Here is a 19,409-nt window from a genome sequence, read left to right on the forward strand (position 1 = left end):
GTTAACTAAAAAAACCTAGTCATTTCGGTGGCTAGGTTTTTTTTGCTAGATTTTGTCAGAATAGGTTGATTACTCTAGTTTCAACACGCTAAAAGATGGCTATCATCCGTTTATTGCATATAAATTAAACGCATTGGATACGAAAAATGATAGGACGCCCATGACCCAGACGAACCAACCCGATCTTATTGGCATTGCAGATGTCGCAGCCAAAATCCCTGCCTTCATCAGTAAGGTCCCTAATCTGCTGAACGGACTGCGACAGGCTTATTTACGTACTCCCAATACGCCCGCAGGCCTGGGTTTAGCTTTTGAAAAAGCAACACAGCGTAATCCTGAAGGTATTGCATTACGTTTTGAGGATCAGTCCTATACCTATGCTCACCTAAATGGCTGGGCGAACCAGATCGCACATTTTTACCTCTCTCTCGGTGCACAGAAAGGTGATGTGGTGGCCGTGATGGTCGAGAACCGTCCGGAGTTTATTGCCAGCGTGATTGGTCTAGCCAAGCTGGGCATCACGATTGCGCTGGTGAATACTTCTCAGGTCGGCAAAGTCCTGACACATAGTATTAATCTGGTGAAACCGATTGCGGTCATTGTCGGTGAAGAGTGCCGTGCTGCGGTTGATGAAATCCGTCATGATCTCAATATTGCCGCTGACCGTTTTCACTGGTTTGCCGATCAGAACACACAAGAAAATGCCGGACAGGCACCTGAAGGTTTTATTAACCTGGCAGAGCAGATTGACCAGTTCCCTAAATTCAATACACCGACCACACATTCGGTACAGGGTAAAGACGGCCTGTTCTATATCTATACTTCAGGTACCACTGGCTTACCTAAAGCGGTGGTCTTTACCAATAGCCGCTGGACACTCGCCTATGGCACCTATGGTCATGTTCTGAACCTGAATAAAGATGATGTGATGTACTGCACCCTGCCGCTTTATCATGCGACAGGCATTGTGGTGTGCTGGTGTGGGGTGATTGCCGGAAGCAGTACTTTTGCCATCCGCCGTAAATTCTCCACCTCTTCCTTCTGGAAAGATGTCAAAAAATTTGATGCTTCAGCGATTGGTTATGTCGGTGAACTTTGCCGCTACCTGATGGATGCAACACCGTCTGAACTGGAAAAAGGCCATCGTGTCACCAAGATGATTGGTAATGGAATGCGCCCAAACATCTGGGATAAATTCAAATCCCGTTTTGGCATCAAGGAAGTACTGGAACTGTATGCCTCCAGTGAAGGTAATGTCGGTTTCAGCAATGTCTTTAACTTTGACAATACTGTCGGTTTCTCACCAACGCCTTATGCCATTATCGAATTTGACAAAGATAAAAATGAGCTTGTGCGTGATGCCAAAGGTCGCTGCAAACGGGTGAAAAAAGGTGAAACCGGTTTATTGATTGGTAAAATTACCCGCCGCTCCCCTTTCGATGGCTATACCGATCCGGAAAAGAACAAGGCAGTCATCATGCATGACGTGTTCAGTAAAGGTGATTCCTACTTCAATACGGGCGATCTGGTGCGTAATATCGGTTTCCGTCATGCTCAGTTTGTCGACCGTCTCGGTGATACCTTCCGCTGGAAAGGTGAAAATGTTTCAACGACTGAAGTCGAAAACATGCTGACCGAGTATGACAAAATTATCGAAGCTGTGGTTTATGGCGTAGAAATTCCGCATACCAATGGCCGTGCAGGCATGGCTGCAATTACCCTGCAATCAGGAAGCACCCTAGATGAGCAAGACCTGAAAAATATGGTCAGCACCTTTAAACGCTGTCTGCCTACATATGCAGTTCCGGTTTTTCTACGCATTCAAAAGCAAGTAGAAACGACCGGTACCTTCAAGTATCAGAAAAACAAACTGAAAGAACAGGCTTTTGATCCAAACAAGACCGATGAACGCCTGCTGGTTTTATTGCCAGGGAGCGATGCGTATTGTGAGCTGACTCAAGAAATTTTTGAGAACATTCAAGCCTATCAATATCGCTTCTAAGTGCCGAAGTTGCCTATTTTTTGTTTAGATAAAGCAGAATTGTTGTATTTATAATCAAACATAGGCAACTTTGTTATTTTTTACTTGCGCTGCAATGAGATCTTGCTACAATACGCTCCATCAAACAAAGTGGTGCTTTCAGAACTTTTTAGTTTCTCTTGCACTGCACGATTAAGCCTTGCTTAATTGTTGGTTCAGGGCCGTTAGCTCAGTTGGTAGAGCAGTGGACTTTTAATCCATTGGTCCCGCGTTCGAGTCGCGGACGGCCCACCATTAAATTTGATATCCCCTGATGGGCCGTTAGCTCAGTTGGTAGAGCAGTGGACTTTTAATCCATTGGTCCCGCGTTCGAGTCGCGGACGGCCCACCATCATTTCTAAAATCTCTTTTTAGAAAATTCAATCAAAGTAGCTTTGATTACCCGAATGGGCCGTTAGCTCAGTTGGTAGAGCAGTGGACTTTTAATCCATTGGTCCCGCGTTCGAGTCGCGGACGGCCCACCATTCTCCCCTCTATATTTATCTTCTTTCAATATTCTTATAATATTTCCTATATTATTCAGTTCATTCTTTTTATTTAAGCGCAATTCATCCTGACAATTTTAAAATCGTCATTTTCATTTATGCTGTTTTTAAATTCTTTGGAGACTTTATCGCTTTTATTCAGTGATCTTAAATTCAGAATCTTTGACCAACTCATAAGCTTTAGAAGGCGCAGGATAACCCTGATCAAATAACTGCTGGTTTGCCCGTTCTTTTTCGTCGTAAATTTTTTCCAGATTCATGACCAGATGCGTTGGGCTTTTAATCATATAGTAGAACTTTGCTCCTTCTTTACGGTCCACGATCAGTTCAGTTTGTTCCGGATTAATTGTCCAGCGGTCCTTACGATAGGTCATATTGCTTTCGGTCTGAACCCGTCTGGAATTATTCACAAATACTTTGCCATAATGCACGATACTGCGATGCACTGTACCATCTGGCAATAAAGTCAAAATAAACACCGACTTCCCTTCCGTACAAGGCGCAAACCGCCCGTCACAATCAATCTGGGTAAGATAACGCCCGACATAGCTTTTGGCATAATCCGGTACAGGTTTAGGATCGACATTTGGTTCTACAGGCAATGCATTATAGGTTGCAGTCTGGGTGAGCGATTTAGCATTACGGGTGTCATAACTTTCATTGGCGGCGGAGATGACTACGCCATCTTGTGCCAAAGTTTTCGTAGTATCAGGTAAGGGTTTGCTTTGATGGTCATCACAGGCAATCAGTCCTGCAACACTTTCCAGCACAAATCCAAGCCGGCATAAACCACTTAAATGATGCGATACATTCGATTTCATTTTAAAAATATACCTGAAGGGGTGCACATCCATATAGGCAGACGACTCACTGAAAACTTATAAGTTTTAATAATGAATTCAATGGAATTTTTATGATCTTAGTGATTTTTTAAGGATTATTTAATCTCCCGTAACATTACTTAACGAATTTATTTTCAATAGATACTTTAAAAATTTAGATAAAACTCCATTCTTATAAATATGAGTCATTTTTTAGACTCAATTTTATTTTTTTCTATCAGGAGACTTGGATGGCCAATGTTGGTTTATATCGCTCTAACCGCTCAAACATGATTGCAGGTGTAATGGGTGGTATTGCTGAACGTTTTGGTTGGAACGCAAATTTATTACGCTTGATCTTCGTGATTATTTCGGTCATGAGTGCTGCTTTCCCGGGTATCTTAGTTTATCTGGTTCTATGGTTAGTGATGCCAAAAAAGAATTCTATGCCTGATTATGCTACGAGCAGAACTGATTATGAACGTCCTGTACGTACCGTGAATCAGGATAAAGACTACCGATAAAATCGTTTCCTCTTTCACCTAAATATTCATATGGTGAAATTTTTATGCCACGGTCCTTCCCCCAAAAGATCGTGGTTTTTTTTGCCTGATTTTTAGGTTTTGGCCTTATTACTATTTTACGCTTTACCCTGCTCGCCTATTCAGGATAAGTTGATACTTTATTCTTGAAATGGATTTCAGATGACGCAGGCAGAATGGGTTGTGCTTTGGCTGTGTGCGATTGCGGCATTACTGCATGGGGTCAGTGGTTTTGGCTTTCCTATGCTAAGTACGGCTGCCTTATCCAGTGAATATGCCTTAAGTACAGCAGTCACCTTGGTGATCCTCCCCTGCCTGTTATTGAATCTTTGGATGCTCAATAGTGATCCAAAACATAGCCTGTTGCAGAGCATTCGCTATTATGTCTCACGCTATTGGCCACTCATGCTCAGCAGCTTGGTCGGTAGTGTGCTGGGGGTCAAATTACTCATCTGGATCAATGAAGGCTATCTTAAATTATTACTGGGTCTGGTGATTATTTTCTATGTACTGGATCAGTTACGCTCTACTCCGCTTCGGGTCAGTAGCAGTCAGCTTAGTATGCTGGGATTCGGTTTACTGGCCGGCATGATAGGAGGTGCAACCAATGCCATGGCACCCTTCCTGATGATGTATCTGCTTAGCTGTCAGCTCTCCAAAACTGATATCGTCATCATCAGTAATCTTAACTTTATTGCCAGCAAACTGGTGCAGTTGACTTTACTCTTCCCGATTCTCATTTCTTTGCAAACCCATCAGCGACATATCCTGCTTGGAATCACGTTATTTGCTCTCATCGGTGTCTGGTTAGGGGGGAAAATACGTCATCGACTTTCCCAGCAACATTTCAAATATCTGGTGCTGTTTTTTCTATTTGGACTGGGGATTTACGCACTTTGGCAAAGTGTGGGATTATTACAACACTCTACTATACTGTTTAAATAATATCTTTTTTAATCAAACCACATATTTACTTTTATAAGAATTTCAAAAACGCTTTTAAATAAAAAAGTTGAGCAAGGAGGTTGTATGAACGACCCTTTACGCACCCCGACTGATGCCATGCCAAAAGGAATTCGAAAGGGTTGGATTTTAATTGTGATCGCTGCAGTGGTCTCTTATGGCTTGTATCATATTTTGCCTTATGACGAAAATGCCAATAAGGGATTGGCCTTACTGACCTTTATCGCCATTTTATGGCTGACCGAAGCGATTCATATCACCATTACTGCCCTGCTGATACCTATACTGGCCGTCGTCCTCGCCATGCCCATGGCCAAAGGCGATGAACTGGAACCAATTACCACACAAGCAGCACTCACCACTTTCGCAGATCCCACCATCTTCTTGTTTTTTGGTGGTTTTGCCCTGGCCTCGGCGTTGCATATCCAGAAACTGGACAAGAAAATTGCCACGTGGATTATCTCGCTTTCCGGTGGACATCTCGGTGCGTCAGTACTGGCTATCTTTTTAGTGACTGCTGCACTGTCGATGTGGATTTCCAATACCGCCACCGCAGCCATGATGTTGCCCCTAGCGCTGGGTTTACTTTCACATCTGGATGTTGAAAAAGATCGTAAAACCTTTGTGTTTATTCTGCTTGGGATTGCCTATTCGGCCAGTATTGGTGGCTTGGGCACTATCGTCGGTTCTCCACCGAATGCGATTGCAGCCAAAGCCCTCGGTTATGACTTCGCCGACTGGATGAAAGTTGGCCTGCCGATGATGTTCATTATCCTTCCGGCAATGTTAGTAAGCCTGTATCTGGTGCTACGTCCAAAACTGAATCATAAGGTGAATTTTGTCACTGAAAATATTCCCTGGACTACGACCCGTATTGCCACCATGATTTTATTCCTTTGTACCGCGACTGCCTGGATTTTCAGTAAAAAATTGACTGAAAATTTCGGCATTACACAGCCCGATACCTGGATCGCGATTCTGGCGGCCTGCATGGTAGTGATTCTGGGTACGGCTACATGGAAACAGGTTGCTGAAAATACCGATTGGGGTGTGCTCTACCTGTTTGGTGGCGGCTTGACCTTAAGTGCTGTCTTGAAGGATTCAGGGAGTTCTCTGGTCTTAGGTCAGACGCTGGCGAATGCTTTCGGTGACTCCTCTCCTCTCGTGATTATCTTTGTGGTGGCAACCTTCATCATCTTCCTGACTGAATTTACCAGTAATACTGCCTCGGCTGCCTTACTGGTTCCGGTCTTTGCCGCCATTGCCGACCAGATGGGCATGCCTAAAGAGATTCTGGTGATTGTGATCGGGATCGGTGCTTCTTGTGCCTTTATGCTACCTGTGGCGACACCACCGAATGCCATTGTATTTGGGACTGGTCATATTCAGCAAAGTGAAATGATGAAAGTCGGCTTTGTCCTGAATATCATGTGTATTTTCTTGGTTTCCCTGTTTATTTACTGGTTCTTTATCTAAGTTGAGATAAATCCAGATTCCAAATAAAAAAGCACCCAAGGGTGCTTTTTTCAGAATTATTTATATAAGAGTTCTTAAGCTCTCATTTTAAAATGGTTCAGTTCCTGATTCAGGGCAGCGATGATATCTGCGCGGCTAATAATTCCGACCAGACGCTGTTCACTCACCACCGGAATATAGTTAAAGGAACGCTCCACAAAATAGGGCACCAGATCCTGAATCGGCTGTAATGGCTGCACAGTGACTACCTTGCGGGTCATAATATGTTTGACCTGATGTTCCCAGCTGCTGCGCACATCTGCAGCACGTTTAAACCATTCTACCACCTGATACATGGCCAGCGTTCCCACCAGCTTGCCTTCCGCACTAACCACTGGCAGGCTCATCAGGTTCATTTGCTTAAACTTGTCCAGTGCATGCTGAATATCATCATTGGCATCCAGGGTCACCACGTCTTTGGTCATAATGTCCTGACAGGTAAACTGGTTGACCGCACGGGCATTGGCTCGGTCCTGCGCTTCCAGAATAATCTTTTGCAGGTCATATTCACTAATGTCCAGCAGCTCGGTTTGCTGATCCAGTACTTCCTGAATATCCTGTGGCTGAATGGTGACTTTCTGGGTCGGGGTCGGATCTTTGGAACGGGTATTTAATTGCGCCTGCTGCGGATAACGCTTGCCAATCATTCGGTTAAAGACGATCGCAATCACCATCAATAAAATCGAATTCAGCAGCACCGGATAGAAAACAAAAGCATAGCCGAGTTCATGCACCACATTGCCGCCGAGTACCGCTGTAATAGCCACAGCACCACTCGGTGGATGCAGGGAATCTGTGGTCATCATTAAAATGATTGCTAATGCCACTGCCAGACTAAAAGCTTCGGTCGGACTGGCAATAAACAAGGCACAGGTCACACCCACCACAGCAGCAATAGTATTACCTACCAGAATATTCCAGGGCTGTGCTAAGGGACTGGCCGGAACCGCAAACAGCAGCACAGATGACGCCCCCATCGGCGCGATATACCAGGCTTCAAAATCGCCCAGAATCCATAAACTCAGTAATGACGATACCGTGAGACCCAGTAGTGCCCCAATACCGCAGAGTAAACGGTCTTTGAGTGGAAGAACTTTAAAATTCGGTTTTAAGGTATTGAGCCAGTCGAGATTGGAATGGAACACGGCGCGCCTGATTTTAATGGTTACAGATTTTGCGCATTATAAAACTAGTCGCTTTAAAGATGTATTCATTTTATATCTTTTAATTACACTTAAATGGATGCTGTTTAAAAAGCTAAATCTCTCTCCAGGCGACAGCCATCCATCTAGTCCTCTTTTACGGTTCAATCCCTCATAGAATTTTCAATGAGATAATTCATGTCAGGTGATTTTAGCCTTAGCTTCGCTATGAGAATCAGGTTTAATCAGAGGTTCGATTTCGAGTAGTTCGACCTGACCATAATAGGTTGAGAAGGCCACATCTCCGGCATCTACCCCGGTGCCAATGCGAATCAGCTCGTCAACCGGAGCCAAACGGGTCGGATCAAACTGCACCCATCCTCCTTCCAGATAGGCTTCAAAAATGGCATGAAAATCGGGTAAAAATTTTTCAATTTCCACATAACCGACCACCATGCGTGCCGGAATTCCTAAAGCACGGCATAGTGCAATACCTAAATGGGCAAAGTCACGGCATACCCCTGCCCGGTGGACCAGTACATCTGTTGCAGTCGTAAACTGGTCAGAGCAGCCAGAGACATAAAAAATATTGTTATAAATCCACTGTTCAATGGCTTTTACACGCGTATAGCCGGGTGTCATCCAGCCAAATGAACGTTTCGCCATTTCAAGTATTAAATCTGAATTGCAATAGCGGCTGGCCAGCAAATAAGGTAGTACTTCATCCGGCAGGTCTGGAATTTTGACTTCATTCAGATTTTGCCTCAGATCAACCGGAATGCACGGCTGACGGGTAACTGTCGCGCTATAATTCAGTTCAAATGCTTCACAGGGCTCGAGTTGCAACCGGATATGGCGGTTTTGATGCTGAGCATCCCGAAATTGATGCCACTTGACCGGCATATTCATGGTGAGCTGTTCTTCGAGAATATTCTGATCGGGATGATGGGCGACCTGAACCATAAAAATAAATTCGGTAGGTTGCACAATCTTGTATTTTAAATGGCACTGAATTTGGTAAGTGGCCATGAAGTTCCTTATTATTAGGCATTATTATATTGTGTGAAGATTAAACTAATTCTAAGACCCCAATCGTATGAGATCAGTTTAACTTTATCGCGCTTCAGTGACCAGGATGCTATACATCTGATTTATTCCTGATTTTTAGATCTCACCCCATTGCTATTCCAGCATAAAATTGCAGCAAAGCCGCGCAAAATCTGGCATGAATGAAGACCATTTTAATTTTTTCCAAAATATTTTCAGCGTATTAACCCTTTGCCACTCCCCTGTAAAATCCTTATAATCAAGCACAATTTTTCTCTAATTTTAAGTGGATGACCATGAGTCGCGCCATATCGCATATTGATACCTTCCAAGGCTTAATTCTTGCCTTACAAAACTACTGGGCGGAGCAAGGCTGCGTCGTGTTACAGCCTTACGACATGGAAATGGGTGCAGGGACATTCCACACTGCAACATTCCTTCGTGCACTAGGTCCTGAAACCTGGAATGCCGCTTATGTTCAGCCATCACGCCGTCCGAAAGATGGCCGTTATGGTGAGAACCCGAACCGTCTGCAACACTACTACCAGTTCCAGGTTGTGCTTAAGCCAAACCCGGACAATATCCAGCAGTTGTACCTGGATTCCTTAAAGGCAATCGGTATTGATCCTTTAGTTCACGACATCCGTTTCGTGGAAGATAACTGGGAATCTCCAACACTGGGCGCGTGGGGTCTAGGCTGGGAAGTTTGGCTAAACGGTATGGAAGTGACTCAGTTCACTTACTTCCAGCAAGTCGGTGGTGTTGAATGCTACCCAGTTACTGGTGAAATCACTTACGGTCTGGAACGTCTGGCCATGTACCTGCAAGGTGTAGACTCGGTTTATGACTTGGTTTGGACCAAAGGTCAGTTCGGTACTGTGACTTATGGCGATGTGTTCCATCAAAATGAAGTAGAACAATCGACTTATAACTTCGAATATGCACCAGTAGAAAAAATGTTCGAACTGTTCGACTTCTACGAAGCTGAAGCAACGCGTTTAATCGAAGCTGAACTGCCATTGCCTGCTTATGAGCAAGTAATTAAAGCATCACACAGCTTTAACCTGCTGGATGCGCGTGGTGCGATCTCTGTGACTGAACGTCAGCGTTATATCCTGCGTGTTCGTACTCTGGCACGTTCAATCGCGACTAGCTATGTGGCTGCACGTGCGAAACTTGGTTTCCCAATGGCAGAACCTCACCTACGTGACGAAGTCCTGGCTCAGCTTAAAGCACAAGTTGAAGCAGAAGCGGCTCAAGCAGAAAAATCAGCGGAGAACAAATAATGTCTAAACATACAGTTTTATTTGAACTTGGCTGTGAAGAACTTCCACCAAAAAGCCTGAAAAAATTACGTGACGCTTTAAAAGCTGAAACTGAAAAAGGCTTAAAAGATGCCGGTCTTGCTTTCGACGCAATCGAAGCTTATGCAGCACCGCGTCGTCTGGCACTAAAAATCATCAACGTTGATGCTGCTCAAGCAGATACGCAAAAACGTTTTGACGGCCCTGCTGTTCAAGCTGCTTATGATGCTGAAGGTAAACCGACTAAAGCGCTTGAAGGCTTTATGCGTGGTCAAGGCATTACCGTTGATCAAGTTTCTACTTTCCAAGCCGGTAAAGTTGAAAAAGTTTGCTACTTAAAAGATGTCAAAGGTCAAAGTCTAGATGTACTTTTACCGCAAATTTTACAAACAGCTTTAGATAACCTGCCAATTGCAAAACGTATGCGTTCAGCGGCTAGCCGTACTGAATTCGTTCGTCCTGTAAAATGGGTTGTGTTATTAAAAGATAACGATGTGGTTGATGCAACCATTCAAGACCACAAAGCAGGTAACGTGACCTATGGCCACCGTTTCCATGCACCTGAAGCAATTACGCTTACACATGCAGACGAATACTTAGCGAAGTTAAAAGCGGCTTACGTTGTAGCGTCTTTTGAAGAGCGTCAAGCAATCATTGATGGTCAAGTGAAAGCACTTGCTGATGAAGTGAATGCGATTGCGATTGTGCCAAGCGACCTTCGTGATGAAGTAACCGCACTGGTTGAATGGCCTGTCGCGCTTCGTGCCAGCTTCGAAGAACGCTTCCTAGCTGTTCCTCAAGAAGCATTGATCACTACGATGCAGGACAACCAGAAGTATTTCTGTCTGGTGAATGCTGAAAACAAATTACAGCCTTACTTCATTACCGTTTCAAATATTGAGTCTAAAGATCCGACTCAAATCATTGAAGGTAACGAAAAAGTAGTTCGTCCGCGTCTGTCAGATGCAGAATTCTTCTTCCAGCAAGATCAGAAACAACCGCTTGCGTCTCGTAAAGAGAAACTGGCAAACATGGTATTCCAGGCACAACTGGGTACTTTGTGGAACAAGTCTGAACGTATTGCCAAACTGGCTGTCGCACTTGCTCCGATTACAGGTGCAAAAGCTGAAGATGCTGAAAAAGCGGCTCTTCTCGCTAAATGTGACTTAACTTCTGAGCTAGTGGGTGAATTCCCTGAACTTCAAGGGATCGCGGGTACTTACTACGCCCGTCTTGAAGGTGAAAATGATGAAGTGGCTGAATCTTTAGGTGAGCAGTATTTACCTAAATTCGCAGGTGACGTTCTGCCTAAAACCAAAACTGGTACAACGATTGCGCTTGCGGATCGTTTAGATACCTTGACTGGTATTTTCGGTATCGGTCAGGCACCTACAGGTTCTAAAGACCCGTTTGCGCTGCGTCGTTCTGCCATTGGTATTCTGCGTCTGGTGACTGAAAATGAGCTTGATGTATCCATCGAAGACCTGATTAAGCTGGCTCTAGCTGCTTATGGTGATGTCTTGAAAGACCACGACAAGACTTTGGCAGATGCGGTTGCATTCCTGGAAGGTCGTTACCGTGCGAAATACGAAGACCAAGGCGTTGATGTTGACGTGATCCAAGCTGTTCAAGCATTGTCACCAAAATCACCGCTTGATTTTGACAAGCGTGTAAATGCCGTTAATCACTTCCGTGCATTGCCTGAAGCGGCTGCTCTTGCTGCTGCGAACAAGCGTGTTGCCAACATTCTTGCCAAAGAAGCTGCACCTGAAGGGGCTGTGGTTGAAGCAAATCTGGTGGAAGATGCTGAAAAAGCATTATTTGCTGAACTTGCGAAAATCACACCAGTGGTTGAGCCGCTATTTGCTTCTAAAGATTACACTGCTGCGTTGTCTGCATTGGCTGTCCTGCGTGCACCAGTCGATGCATTCTTTGATGGTGTAATGGTCATGGCTGATGATGCTGAACTGAAAGCAAACCGTTTACGTCTGCTTGCTCAGCTACGTGACCTGTTCACTAAAGTTGCAGATATTTCAGTGTTACAGCACTAAGCGTAAATGCTTGAAGTTTAAACTAAACCTCGCTATAAATTAGTGGGGTTTTCTTTTGAGTAATAAAAATGAAGCTAGTCAAAGTACATGTACAAAATTATCGAAGTATTTTAGATAGTGGTGAAATCGAAATTGAAAAAATCAAAACGGTATTAGTTGGAATCAATGAAGCAGGAAAAACAGCACTCTTAAAAGCTATTAATCAATTAAATCCTGCAAGTGAAATTGAAAAGGTAAGCTTATTAAGAGACTTTCCAAGATCTAAATATGCAGAACATATTAAAGGTCAAAACATCGATGAGCTTTGTAAAAGTACACCTTTAGTCAGTGGTACTTTTATACTTGAACCTAGTGATATAAAAATAATCCAATCTACTTTCAAAGAAGTCTTAGAAACTGAGATTGATTTAACCAAAATTATTTATATAAAAAATAAATTTTATCAAGGATATAACCATACTTTAAAAAATATTAATCGTTTTACATGGGGTGAAATTAAAAAAGATATTTTAAGACTCAATGAAGCATTATCTTTAGCGAATAATACTGAGGAGTTAATTACTGCAATAAACACGTTGTTACAACAAGCATCGGGAGATCATTATTATATAAACGAGTCTCACTCAGGTTCTTTAAAAACATTAATTGAAAAGTGTGAAATAAAAATTGATGAAGATAATAAAAAAGAATTAGAACGTATAAATAAAATTTTTAAGGTACTTAATACAAATATTATTTACTATAAATTAATTAAGCACTTATATGAAAAACTACCTAAATTTGTCTATTTCAATAATTACATAAAAGTAAAGCCCTTAATTCATCTTGAAAGATTAGCTAATAGGCAAGAAAACAACCAACTTGATGATAAATACTATGATTATGGAAATATTTCTTTACTCAAGTTTTTGGGATATTCTGCAAGAGAATTAGCTAACTTAGGTAAAACCAATGAAAATCAGACTGATTTAGAAGCCTACAATAATTTGCTAGATGATAGATTTTATCGTTTAAATGCTGCATCTATAAATCTATCAAAATCTATTCAAGATATTTGGAATCCTAACAATCAAAAAGATGAAGCATCCAATTTAGAAATTTCAGCAGATGGCCAATCATTAAAAGTCGTTGTAACTGATCAATTAGGAGCTAAAGTTGAACTTGATCAAAGATCTGAAGGCTTCCAATGGATGGTTTCTTTTTTCATTGTTTTTGAATCACAAGCTGATAATGACTACAAAAACTGCATTCTTTTACTTGATGAGCCTGCTACAAGCTTACATGCATTGAAGCAAAAAGAATTTATTAAAACCATTAGTAAATTAGCTGAAAAGAATCAAACAATTTATACAACTCATTCCCCATTTATGATCTCTCAAGATGAGTTAGATTTAGTCAGAATTGTAGAATTAACAAATAGATCAATTGGTACAAAAGTTAATAATAAAATTGTTTCTACTGATCCCGCTGCACTTTTTCCTCTTCAAGAGGCATTGGGTTATAACCTTGCTCAAAGTATGTTTACTGCAAAGAAAAATGTACTTTTAGAGGGGCTAACTGATCTATGGTATTTAGAAGGAATTAATTCATTACTTGATAAAAATCTTGATTCTAATATTGCACTGCTACCTGTTGGTACATCAGCAAAAATTTCATACTACGCCTCTATGCTTAGCAATAATGATTTGAAATCTGTGGCTCTTTTAGATTCAGATACAGCAGGAGAAAAAGCAGCAACTCAAGAAACTGTAATACATTCTTTAGGTGCCAAAAATATTTTAAGAACAAAAGAATTCTTAAGCAGAGAAATTAAGAATTCAGAAATCGAAGATATTATCCGTGAAACATTAGCTAAAATCTTTCAAGATGAATATGAAATAGAGCTTAATGTAGCAGATTTAGAATCGGATAAAGCTATTGTCGATATTTTTAAAATAGCAGTAAAAGATTTTTCTAAATTTAAGCTCTCAAAAGCTTTTCTTAAGTGGGCAAGAGAACATTCTCTCAGTGACCTAACTGATCAAGAAATTCAAAATTGTACAAAGCTTATTGAAACAATAAACAAAAGGCTAAAATAAAATTTTATAAGAAGTTCAATAAAATTGAGCTTCTTTTTTTGATTTTTTCAAATAATGCAAAGATATAGCCATTTAGTTATCAATTCCCTATACTCCCCTTAACAACACTCAACAAGAAAGAAGCGCATGAAATTTCAAACTCTTATGATGGCAACTCTTGCGGGTATCGCACTTACAGCATGTACATCTCAACCGACCATTCCACAGCTGGAACTGGGTGTATTACAGGAAGTACAAAATCTCGAAGTTATTCCAGAAACAACCAACAATAAGGCGAAACTGACCAAATTCCTCGACAAATGCGTGATTGAATTTACTGGCGACATTGGCAACAACCGTTCAGTTGAACAATGGTCATTTAAAGGCATGACCCTAATTGATGCCGGCTCAGCGACTTTCCAGCGTGACGGAACCAGCACAGCACAAAAATTTGACCTGCATGATGCTGCGGTACAAAAGAACTTTGTGACCCTGCGCAATCATTTTGCTAAAGATGCCCTGACACAATGTGACTAAGTAGATCGCCCTGTTTTTTTGAAAATGGGGCTATTTATTTGAATGAATAGAAATTTAATTTTTCGCCTGATTTGACCTACTTTTTCTTCCCCTTAAAAATTATAAGATCCTCGCATCAAACTACGCTGAACCTATACTCTCTTCACAGCTTATTCATTGTTTTTGGCTGATTATCCGTTACACTGAAAACCAAACTCAGACCGCTCTTTGACGAATTCGAGGTCGATCCATAATGAATATCAAAACCCCAATTATTTTAACGACAGCTTTAATGTTCTGTGCACCTGTATTTGCACAGACCGAAACCACTCAGACCAACAAACCGATTGCACCTTATGGTGAGAATCCGAACCTGCTGCATGTGTTTGCCTATAAAGCACAGGAAGGTGTTATCAATACCGCTGAAAAAGTAGGTGAAGTCACTGAAAAAGGCATTGCCAAAATTAAACCGGGTGTAGATCGTGCCTGGGGCAATACCAAGTCAGCGGCATCAGATACCATCCAGAAAGTAGATCAGGGTGCGACTCAGGCAGCACAGCAAACGGGTCAGAAAATTCAGCAAACCCGTGAAGTCTGGCGCGGTAATTCACAACAGGCACCGATCGTACAGCAGCCTTTGAGTCAGCCATCTACCGCAACTCAAAATTCATCGGTATCACAGCCCCAGTCAAGTTCCGGTACAGCGACCAGTTATGCAGTAGATGATCTTTAAATCATCGAATTGAAAAAAGCCCATTACGGGCTTTTTCTTTTAAGCATTGAAGATAGTTGAGTCTTTCTTTAGACTGAACTCAAATAAAATCATGAGAAGATAATAAAAATGAAAAAAATTCTCCTCAGCTTTATCGCCGGCATTCTGTGTGGTGTAGCCATCCTGTACATCACTTTACTGGTTTCAGGTGAAACCGTGACCTCAATTGCTGCGATTGATGACGAATTATCCTCCATCCCGAGCCTGTCTAGTGCCGCCTCTTATAACCATAAAACCGAAGGCGAAAAAATCCAGCATATAGAACACTTGGAAGAAGCTGAATTTAGGCCCGCCTCTGGCAATAATGCCGACCTGTATCGGATCAAGGATATGTGTAAATTAAGAATCGGGACTCAGGGAGATGACATTTATAGCTATCGAACTGCTTATTTTTCGCAGAATCATCTGATTTATATGTTTGAAACCCATTATCGAACATCTTATGACAAGCGTCCCGATGAACGGGTACCCGAATTTAAGCGCGTCTATCAGGAAATTATATTTAACCCCCGGTCTGCACTGGTTCAGAGTGAATTTTTAAAATTACTAGATAAATACATTACGCCAGAAAACCGAAAAAAATGCTGATCGAATTTGATCAGCATTTGGTTTTTATTTGATAATTTTTCAATTTACCTGACGGATGGGCTGGCCTTGCTTAAAGGCGTCTACATTTTCCACCATCTGATCCACAATGCGTTGACGCGCATCAACGCTGCCCCAAGCATTGTGCGGTGTAACGATCAGGTTAGGAATTGAGGCATCGAGCAATACATTTCCCTCTTTCGGAGGCTCCACGGTAAGCACATCCGTCGCAGCACCGGCAATTTTTCCTTCGCGTAAGGCCTGAGCCAAAGCCTGTTCATCGACGATTCCACCACGCGCACAGTTAATTAAAAATGCACTTGGTTTCATCGCGTCCAATTCGGCATGACTGATTAAATGACGGGTATCTTCCGTTAAAGGGCAATGCAGGCTTAAAAAATCCACTTGTGGCAATAAATCGGCAATTGGAATACGAGAGTCATCTGCCGGACGGTTGGGCAAAGCTGCAATCAGTACTTTCATGCCAAAGGCTTCTGCCAGTCTGGCAACTGCATGGCCCAGCTCACCATAACCAACAATACCTAAGGTCTTGCCTGCCAATTCTACAATTGGCGCACCCAATAGACAGAACTGGCTGGCCTTTTGCCATTCGCCCTGCTGTACTGCACGTTGATAGGTTAAAAATGAAGTGGCCAGATTGAGCATCAGCATAAGGGTATGCTGAGCGACGGCAGAGGTGCCATAAGCCTGACAGTTACACACCACAATGCCACATGCCTTGGCCGCAGCCAGATCGACATTATTGGTGCCCGTAGCAGAAATCAGGATCAGTTTCAGTTGAGGGCATTGCTGGATGGTTGCCGCGTCAATCATGACTTTGTTGGTAATGATGACATCGACATCGGCCACACGAGACTGAATCTCTGCAGCCGATGTGGCCGGGTATAAGACCAGCTGATCAAATACTGCATGTAGTGCCTGAAAGTCCAAATCCTGTTGGTCTAAAGAAGCATAATCTAAATAAGCGGCTTTCATGGCGCTACCCTCAACCTTGTTTGACAATTTATTTTGATTGCCATTTAAAACAAGTCCTGCAGGGTTTTCAAGCAACTTACTGTCAGAAGTGGTTAATCTACAGACTTATCAATATGGTTACGCAGAGAACGGCGCACCTTATAAATCACATATACACTGAGAAAGATCAGAAAAATAAGAGAAGAACTGAGCAAGATCACTGCAGGATGCACACTTTCCGCGTGTGCAAAATTAGGCAGCATCAGTCCAAGAATAAAACAAATACTTGTAACTTGTTTGGATTGCATATATTTACTCCCTTGTCATATAAACAACCGGGAGCGGTGTGACTATTTTTCATACCGCCTAAGATCATATTAGGCCTTAGCAAACATAAGTCAAGTATTTGTTTTTTAGATAAATTTTTTGGTTAGTTCATTTCACTTCGTGTCACAAACTGTGTATTTTTGTCACTTGCGTCAACGAAACCGGAAGCGCCGTATTCATCTGTATGCAAATTCAGATGTTTATAGCTGAACATATAAAAATCAGCATAGCGTTTCATGATAATCGGATGCATGCCTACATTTAATTCATCCTGCTCCTTGACCAGTTTCATAATATGCCGATCATTCATCACTACCAGATAACGTTCATCATTCAGATTGATGGTCAGCAAGCCATTACCTTTGGCATAGATTGGAATCAGGAATTTATGGTTCAGTGCAATCGCATCACCGGTATAGCTTTCGATCTTGTTGCTGATGACGTTAAAGACCAGTGCATGTCCATAGGCATCCAGCAATAACTGGCGCTTTTCCTGCGGCAGATTGACGTGAATTCCGAGCTTAAGCAGATCCTGCTGATCCACCTGTTTATTACTCAGCAATTCACGCAAAATCACCTGTTTCTGGGCTGCATCAAAAAATTGAGTATCCAGCAATAGGTCATTATTTTTCAGGATACGTCCTAAAGCAAAACGATGCCTCGGCAGGATATTCTCAATCACCTTGCGATAATAGAACTTGCTGTTTTTTTTGACCCGGCGCATTTTCTGGTAGAAATAACTTTCATCATATTCATGCAATAAAAAGTCATACAGCAGCTCGGAGCTGGCCAGAACAGCGATGGCGTCATGGCCGGTAAATGGCAGACGCAGTACATGATGCTGCGGAAGTACGGCTTCTAGTTTCAGGTAATGTACCCGGTCTTCGGTGCAATACGGGTCATATACCAGAATATATTCCCGTTCCGGACTGACATCTTCTGCCTCAATCCGCATGCCTTCATTCAGCTCGGGCTGGTAAAACATGTTGTAGCGGGCATCTTCGACATCTTCCGGATCAATCGAATATTGCGGCACCATCGCGACCACTCGCTGAACATTCAGCAGATTGGAATATTTAATCGCAGCATAGCCACCCATGGAGCCACCATAGGCAATGCGCTGCTGAAACGGTGCAATCAGCTCGGCAATGGCTTGCAACATGTTCCACATGGAACTTTTGGGAAACCAGGATTTATGTTTGGGCATGATTCCCAAAACATTAAATTCAAATTTCGCTAATGATTTTTCGGCATTGATGCTCAAGCCCTTGGCACGGGTAATCAAATCTCCAAATGAAAAAATCAATTCTGAAGATGACCCCGGCATAAAAATTGCGCGTATATGCTCATCTTCAAAAACAATCTGCTTATCCATAACTTTCCCGTGCTGGTGAATCTAACTTTTCGGCAACAATTCACTCAATGAATAGGGCCGAAAAAGTGAATATGCTATTTTATATCGATGAAAAAGATTAAAAAGCGCAAAATATGACACAATCACTGCATCCTGCAGCTCAACAAGGGTTTAGTACAGCGGCTGAGCTTTATCAGCAGGTACGCCCTGACTATCCGGCAGATCTTAGCCCATGGCTTGCCGAGACACTGTCATTGCCTGTAGATGCAGATCTTGTTGATTTGGGAACAGGAACAGGTAAATTTATTGCCTATTTGCTTCCACTCAGCAGCCACATCACCGCCATTGATCCTGTCCCTGAAATGCTGGCCCAGTTAAAACTGGCACATCCGGATATTCATACCCTTGAAGGGATGAGCCACCAGCTTCCTCTGCCCGATCATAGCGTGAATGCTGTGTTTTGTGCACAGTCATTTCACTGGTTTTCCAATCTAGAGACCTTAAAGGAGCTGGATCGGGTACTTAAACCTCAAGGCTTTCTGGTACTGGTCTGGAACCAACGAGATATTACAGTCGACTGGGTTAAAGCCCTGGCAGATTATATTGCATCACTGGAAGGCGATACACCACGTTATCATAGTGGTGCCTGGCGTAAAGTATTTGAAGAACAGAATCTCTTTCAGCCTTATGCTGAAACGCAAATGCAACAGCTACAGCATGGCCCTGTCGAGCAGGTGGTTTCCAAACGCTTATTGTCAACCAGCTTTATTGCGGCACTACCAAAAGAACAGCAACAGCAGCTCAAGCAGCAATTCGAACAAATTATCAAAAACTATACGGACAAGGGTGCAGAAGATATGATTAATTTCCCTTATGTCACCTATATTTATGTATTCAAGAAAAATAATTAGG

Annotated in this window: 17 protein-coding genes and 3 tRNA genes; 14 read left to right on the plus strand and 6 right to left on the minus strand. The window is 42.4% G+C overall.

From position 1 onward, the window contains the following. The first annotated feature begins 160 nt into the window (after positions 1-160). The 4 genes from F897_RS01175 (at position 161) to F897_RS01190 (ending at position 2,505) form a co-directional block, all read left to right on the plus strand. On the plus strand, positions 161-2,002 hold the full coding sequence (locus F897_RS01175; RefSeq protein WP_005232410.1) for a long-chain-acyl-CoA synthetase: 1,842 nt from the start codon (positions 161-163) through the stop codon (positions 2,000-2,002). 197 nt (positions 2,003-2,199) lie between these two features. Continuing rightward, positions 2,200-2,275, plus strand: a tRNA-Lys gene (locus tag F897_RS01180). Between the two features lie 21 nt (positions 2,276-2,296). Continuing rightward, a tRNA-Lys gene (locus F897_RS01185) sits at positions 2,297-2,372 on the plus strand. A 57-nt stretch (positions 2,373-2,429) separates the two neighbouring features. Then, positions 2,430-2,505 (plus strand) — tRNA-Lys (locus F897_RS01190). Between the two features lie 155 nt (positions 2,506-2,660). On the opposite strand, the gene F897_RS01195 is transcribed toward F897_RS01190, so the two are convergent. Continuing rightward, positions 2,661-3,347: a hypothetical protein gene (locus F897_RS01195; protein ID WP_034580331.1), complete on the minus strand. Its 687-nt coding sequence runs from the start codon at positions 3,345-3,347 to the stop codon at positions 2,661-2,663. A 251-nt stretch (positions 3,348-3,598) separates the two neighbouring features. Between F897_RS01195 and F897_RS01200 the strand changes: the two genes are divergently transcribed. The 3 genes from F897_RS01200 to F897_RS01210 all read left to right on the plus strand — a co-directional run bounded on the left by F897_RS01200 (position 3,599) and on the right by F897_RS01210 (position 6,328). Next, positions 3,599-3,871 carry a PspC domain-containing protein gene (locus F897_RS01200; RefSeq protein WP_005232413.1) on the plus strand — a complete coding sequence of 91 codons (273 nt, stop codon included), beginning with the start codon at positions 3,599-3,601 and terminating at the stop codon, positions 3,869-3,871. Between the two features lie 180 nt (positions 3,872-4,051). Continuing rightward, positions 4,052-4,834, plus strand: coding sequence for a sulfite exporter TauE/SafE family protein (locus F897_RS01205; RefSeq protein ID WP_005232415.1), 783 nt, complete (start codon positions 4,052-4,054; stop codon positions 4,832-4,834). Between the two features lie 84 nt (positions 4,835-4,918). Continuing rightward, positions 4,919-6,328, plus strand: coding sequence for an SLC13 family permease (locus F897_RS01210; RefSeq protein ID WP_005232417.1), 1,410 nt, complete (start codon positions 4,919-4,921; stop codon positions 6,326-6,328). A 74-nt stretch (positions 6,329-6,402) separates the two neighbouring features. Here the strand turns inward: F897_RS01210 and F897_RS01215 are convergent, their stop codons facing one another. Together F897_RS01215 and F897_RS01220 are read right to left on the minus strand one after the other, a co-directional pair. Further along, positions 6,403-7,512: an HPP family protein gene (locus F897_RS01215; protein ID WP_005232419.1), complete on the minus strand. Its 1,110-nt coding sequence runs from the start codon at positions 7,510-7,512 to the stop codon at positions 6,403-6,405. 198 nt (positions 7,513-7,710) lie between these two features. Next, positions 7,711-8,538, minus strand: coding sequence for a transglutaminase-like domain-containing protein (locus F897_RS01220; RefSeq protein WP_005232421.1), 828 nt, complete (start codon positions 8,536-8,538; stop codon positions 7,711-7,713). A gap of 314 nt (positions 8,539-8,852) precedes the next feature. Between F897_RS01220 and glyQ the strand changes: the two genes are divergently transcribed. The 6 genes from glyQ to F897_RS01250 all read left to right on the plus strand — a co-directional run bounded on the left by glyQ (position 8,853) and on the right by F897_RS01250 (position 15,844). Further along, positions 8,853-9,842, plus strand: coding sequence for a glycine--tRNA ligase subunit alpha (gene glyQ / locus F897_RS01225; RefSeq protein ID WP_005232423.1), 990 nt, complete (start codon positions 8,853-8,855; stop codon positions 9,840-9,842). Next, positions 9,842-11,911 (plus strand): glycine--tRNA ligase subunit beta, encoded by a 2,070-nt coding sequence (gene glyS, locus F897_RS01230; RefSeq protein ID WP_005232424.1) that lies wholly within the window; start codon positions 9,842-9,844, stop codon positions 11,909-11,911. Before glyQ ends, glyS begins: the two co-directional genes overlap by 1 nt. 68 nt (positions 11,912-11,979) lie before the next feature. Then, positions 11,980-13,989, plus strand: coding sequence for an AAA family ATPase (locus F897_RS01235; protein ID WP_005232426.1), 2,010 nt, complete (start codon positions 11,980-11,982; stop codon positions 13,987-13,989). A gap of 126 nt (positions 13,990-14,115) precedes the next feature. Then, the gene (locus F897_RS01240; RefSeq protein ID WP_005232428.1) at positions 14,116-14,505 is read left to right on the plus strand and encodes a hypothetical protein; all 390 of its coding nucleotides are present in this window, start codon (positions 14,116-14,118) and stop codon (positions 14,503-14,505) included. A 232-nt stretch (positions 14,506-14,737) separates the two neighbouring features. After that, positions 14,738-15,217, plus strand: coding sequence for a hypothetical protein (locus F897_RS01245; protein WP_005232430.1), 480 nt, complete (start codon positions 14,738-14,740; stop codon positions 15,215-15,217). A 108-nt stretch (positions 15,218-15,325) separates the two neighbouring features. Beyond that, the gene (locus F897_RS01250; protein ID WP_005232432.1) at positions 15,326-15,844 is read left to right on the plus strand and encodes a hypothetical protein; all 519 of its coding nucleotides are present in this window, start codon (positions 15,326-15,328) and stop codon (positions 15,842-15,844) included. 39 nt (positions 15,845-15,883) lie between these two features. On the opposite strand, the gene F897_RS01255 is transcribed toward F897_RS01250, so the two are convergent. The 3 genes from F897_RS01255 to F897_RS01265 all read right to left on the minus strand — a co-directional run bounded on the left by F897_RS01255 (position 15,884) and on the right by F897_RS01265 (position 18,518). Then, positions 15,884-16,837: a 2-hydroxyacid dehydrogenase gene (locus F897_RS01255; protein WP_005232433.1), complete on the minus strand. Its 954-nt coding sequence runs from the start codon at positions 16,835-16,837 to the stop codon at positions 15,884-15,886. A 92-nt stretch (positions 16,838-16,929) separates the two neighbouring features. Beyond that, positions 16,930-17,124 carry a hypothetical protein gene (locus tag F897_RS01260; RefSeq protein WP_005232434.1) on the minus strand — a complete coding sequence of 65 codons (195 nt, stop codon included), beginning with the start codon at positions 17,122-17,124 and terminating at the stop codon, positions 16,930-16,932. Positions 17,125-17,246: 122 nt separating this feature from the next. Beyond that, positions 17,247-18,518 (minus strand): hypothetical protein, encoded by a 1,272-nt coding sequence (locus F897_RS01265; protein WP_005232435.1) that lies wholly within the window; start codon positions 18,516-18,518, stop codon positions 17,247-17,249. Between the two features lie 113 nt (positions 18,519-18,631). Here F897_RS01265 and F897_RS01270 point away from each other — a divergent pair, with 113 nt between their 5' ends. Next, the gene (locus tag F897_RS01270; protein WP_005232436.1) at positions 18,632-19,408 is read left to right on the plus strand and encodes a class I SAM-dependent methyltransferase; all 777 of its coding nucleotides are present in this window, start codon (positions 18,632-18,634) and stop codon (positions 19,406-19,408) included. The last annotated feature ends 1 nt before the right edge of the window (position 19,409 follow it).

It is taken from the genome of Acinetobacter variabilis, from assembly GCF_000369625.1.
GTDB classification, from domain to species: domain Bacteria; phylum Pseudomonadota; class Gammaproteobacteria; order Pseudomonadales; family Moraxellaceae; genus Acinetobacter; species Acinetobacter variabilis.

Coding starts and splice junctions, on each gene's coding strand:
- F897_RS01175 (WP_005232410.1), top strand. CDS start 161: ATGACCCAGACGAACCAACCCGATCTTATTGGCATTGCAGATGTCGCA.
- F897_RS01195 (WP_034580331.1), bottom strand. CDS start 3,347: ATGAAATCGAATGTATCGCATCATTTAAGTGGTTTATGCCGGCTTGGA.
- F897_RS01200 (WP_005232413.1), top strand. CDS start 3,599: ATGGCCAATGTTGGTTTATATCGCTCTAACCGCTCAAACATGATTGCA.
- F897_RS01205 (WP_005232415.1), top strand. CDS start 4,052: ATGACGCAGGCAGAATGGGTTGTGCTTTGGCTGTGTGCGATTGCGGCA.
- F897_RS01210 (WP_005232417.1), top strand. CDS start 4,919: ATGAACGACCCTTTACGCACCCCGACTGATGCCATGCCAAAAGGAATT.
- F897_RS01220 (WP_005232421.1), bottom strand. CDS start 8,538: ATGGCCACTTACCAAATTCAGTGCCATTTAAAATACAAGATTGTGCAA.
- glyQ (WP_005232423.1), top strand. CDS start 8,853: ATGAGTCGCGCCATATCGCATATTGATACCTTCCAAGGCTTAATTCTT.
- glyS (WP_005232424.1), top strand. CDS start 9,842: ATGTCTAAACATACAGTTTTATTTGAACTTGGCTGTGAAGAACTTCCA.
- F897_RS01235 (WP_005232426.1), top strand. CDS start 11,980: ATGAAGCTAGTCAAAGTACATGTACAAAATTATCGAAGTATTTTAGAT.
- F897_RS01240 (WP_005232428.1), top strand. CDS start 14,116: ATGAAATTTCAAACTCTTATGATGGCAACTCTTGCGGGTATCGCACTT.
- F897_RS01245 (WP_005232430.1), top strand. CDS start 14,738: ATGAATATCAAAACCCCAATTATTTTAACGACAGCTTTAATGTTCTGT.
- F897_RS01250 (WP_005232432.1), top strand. CDS start 15,326: ATGAAAAAAATTCTCCTCAGCTTTATCGCCGGCATTCTGTGTGGTGTA.
- F897_RS01255 (WP_005232433.1), bottom strand. CDS start 16,837: ATGAAAGCCGCTTATTTAGATTATGCTTCTTTAGACCAACAGGATTTG.
- F897_RS01260 (WP_005232434.1), bottom strand. CDS start 17,124: ATGCAATCCAAACAAGTTACAAGTATTTGTTTTATTCTTGGACTGATG.
- F897_RS01265 (WP_005232435.1), bottom strand. CDS start 18,518: ATGGATAAGCAGATTGTTTTTGAAGATGAGCATATACGCGCAATTTTT.
- F897_RS01270 (WP_005232436.1), top strand. CDS start 18,632: ATGACACAATCACTGCATCCTGCAGCTCAACAAGGGTTTAGTACAGCG.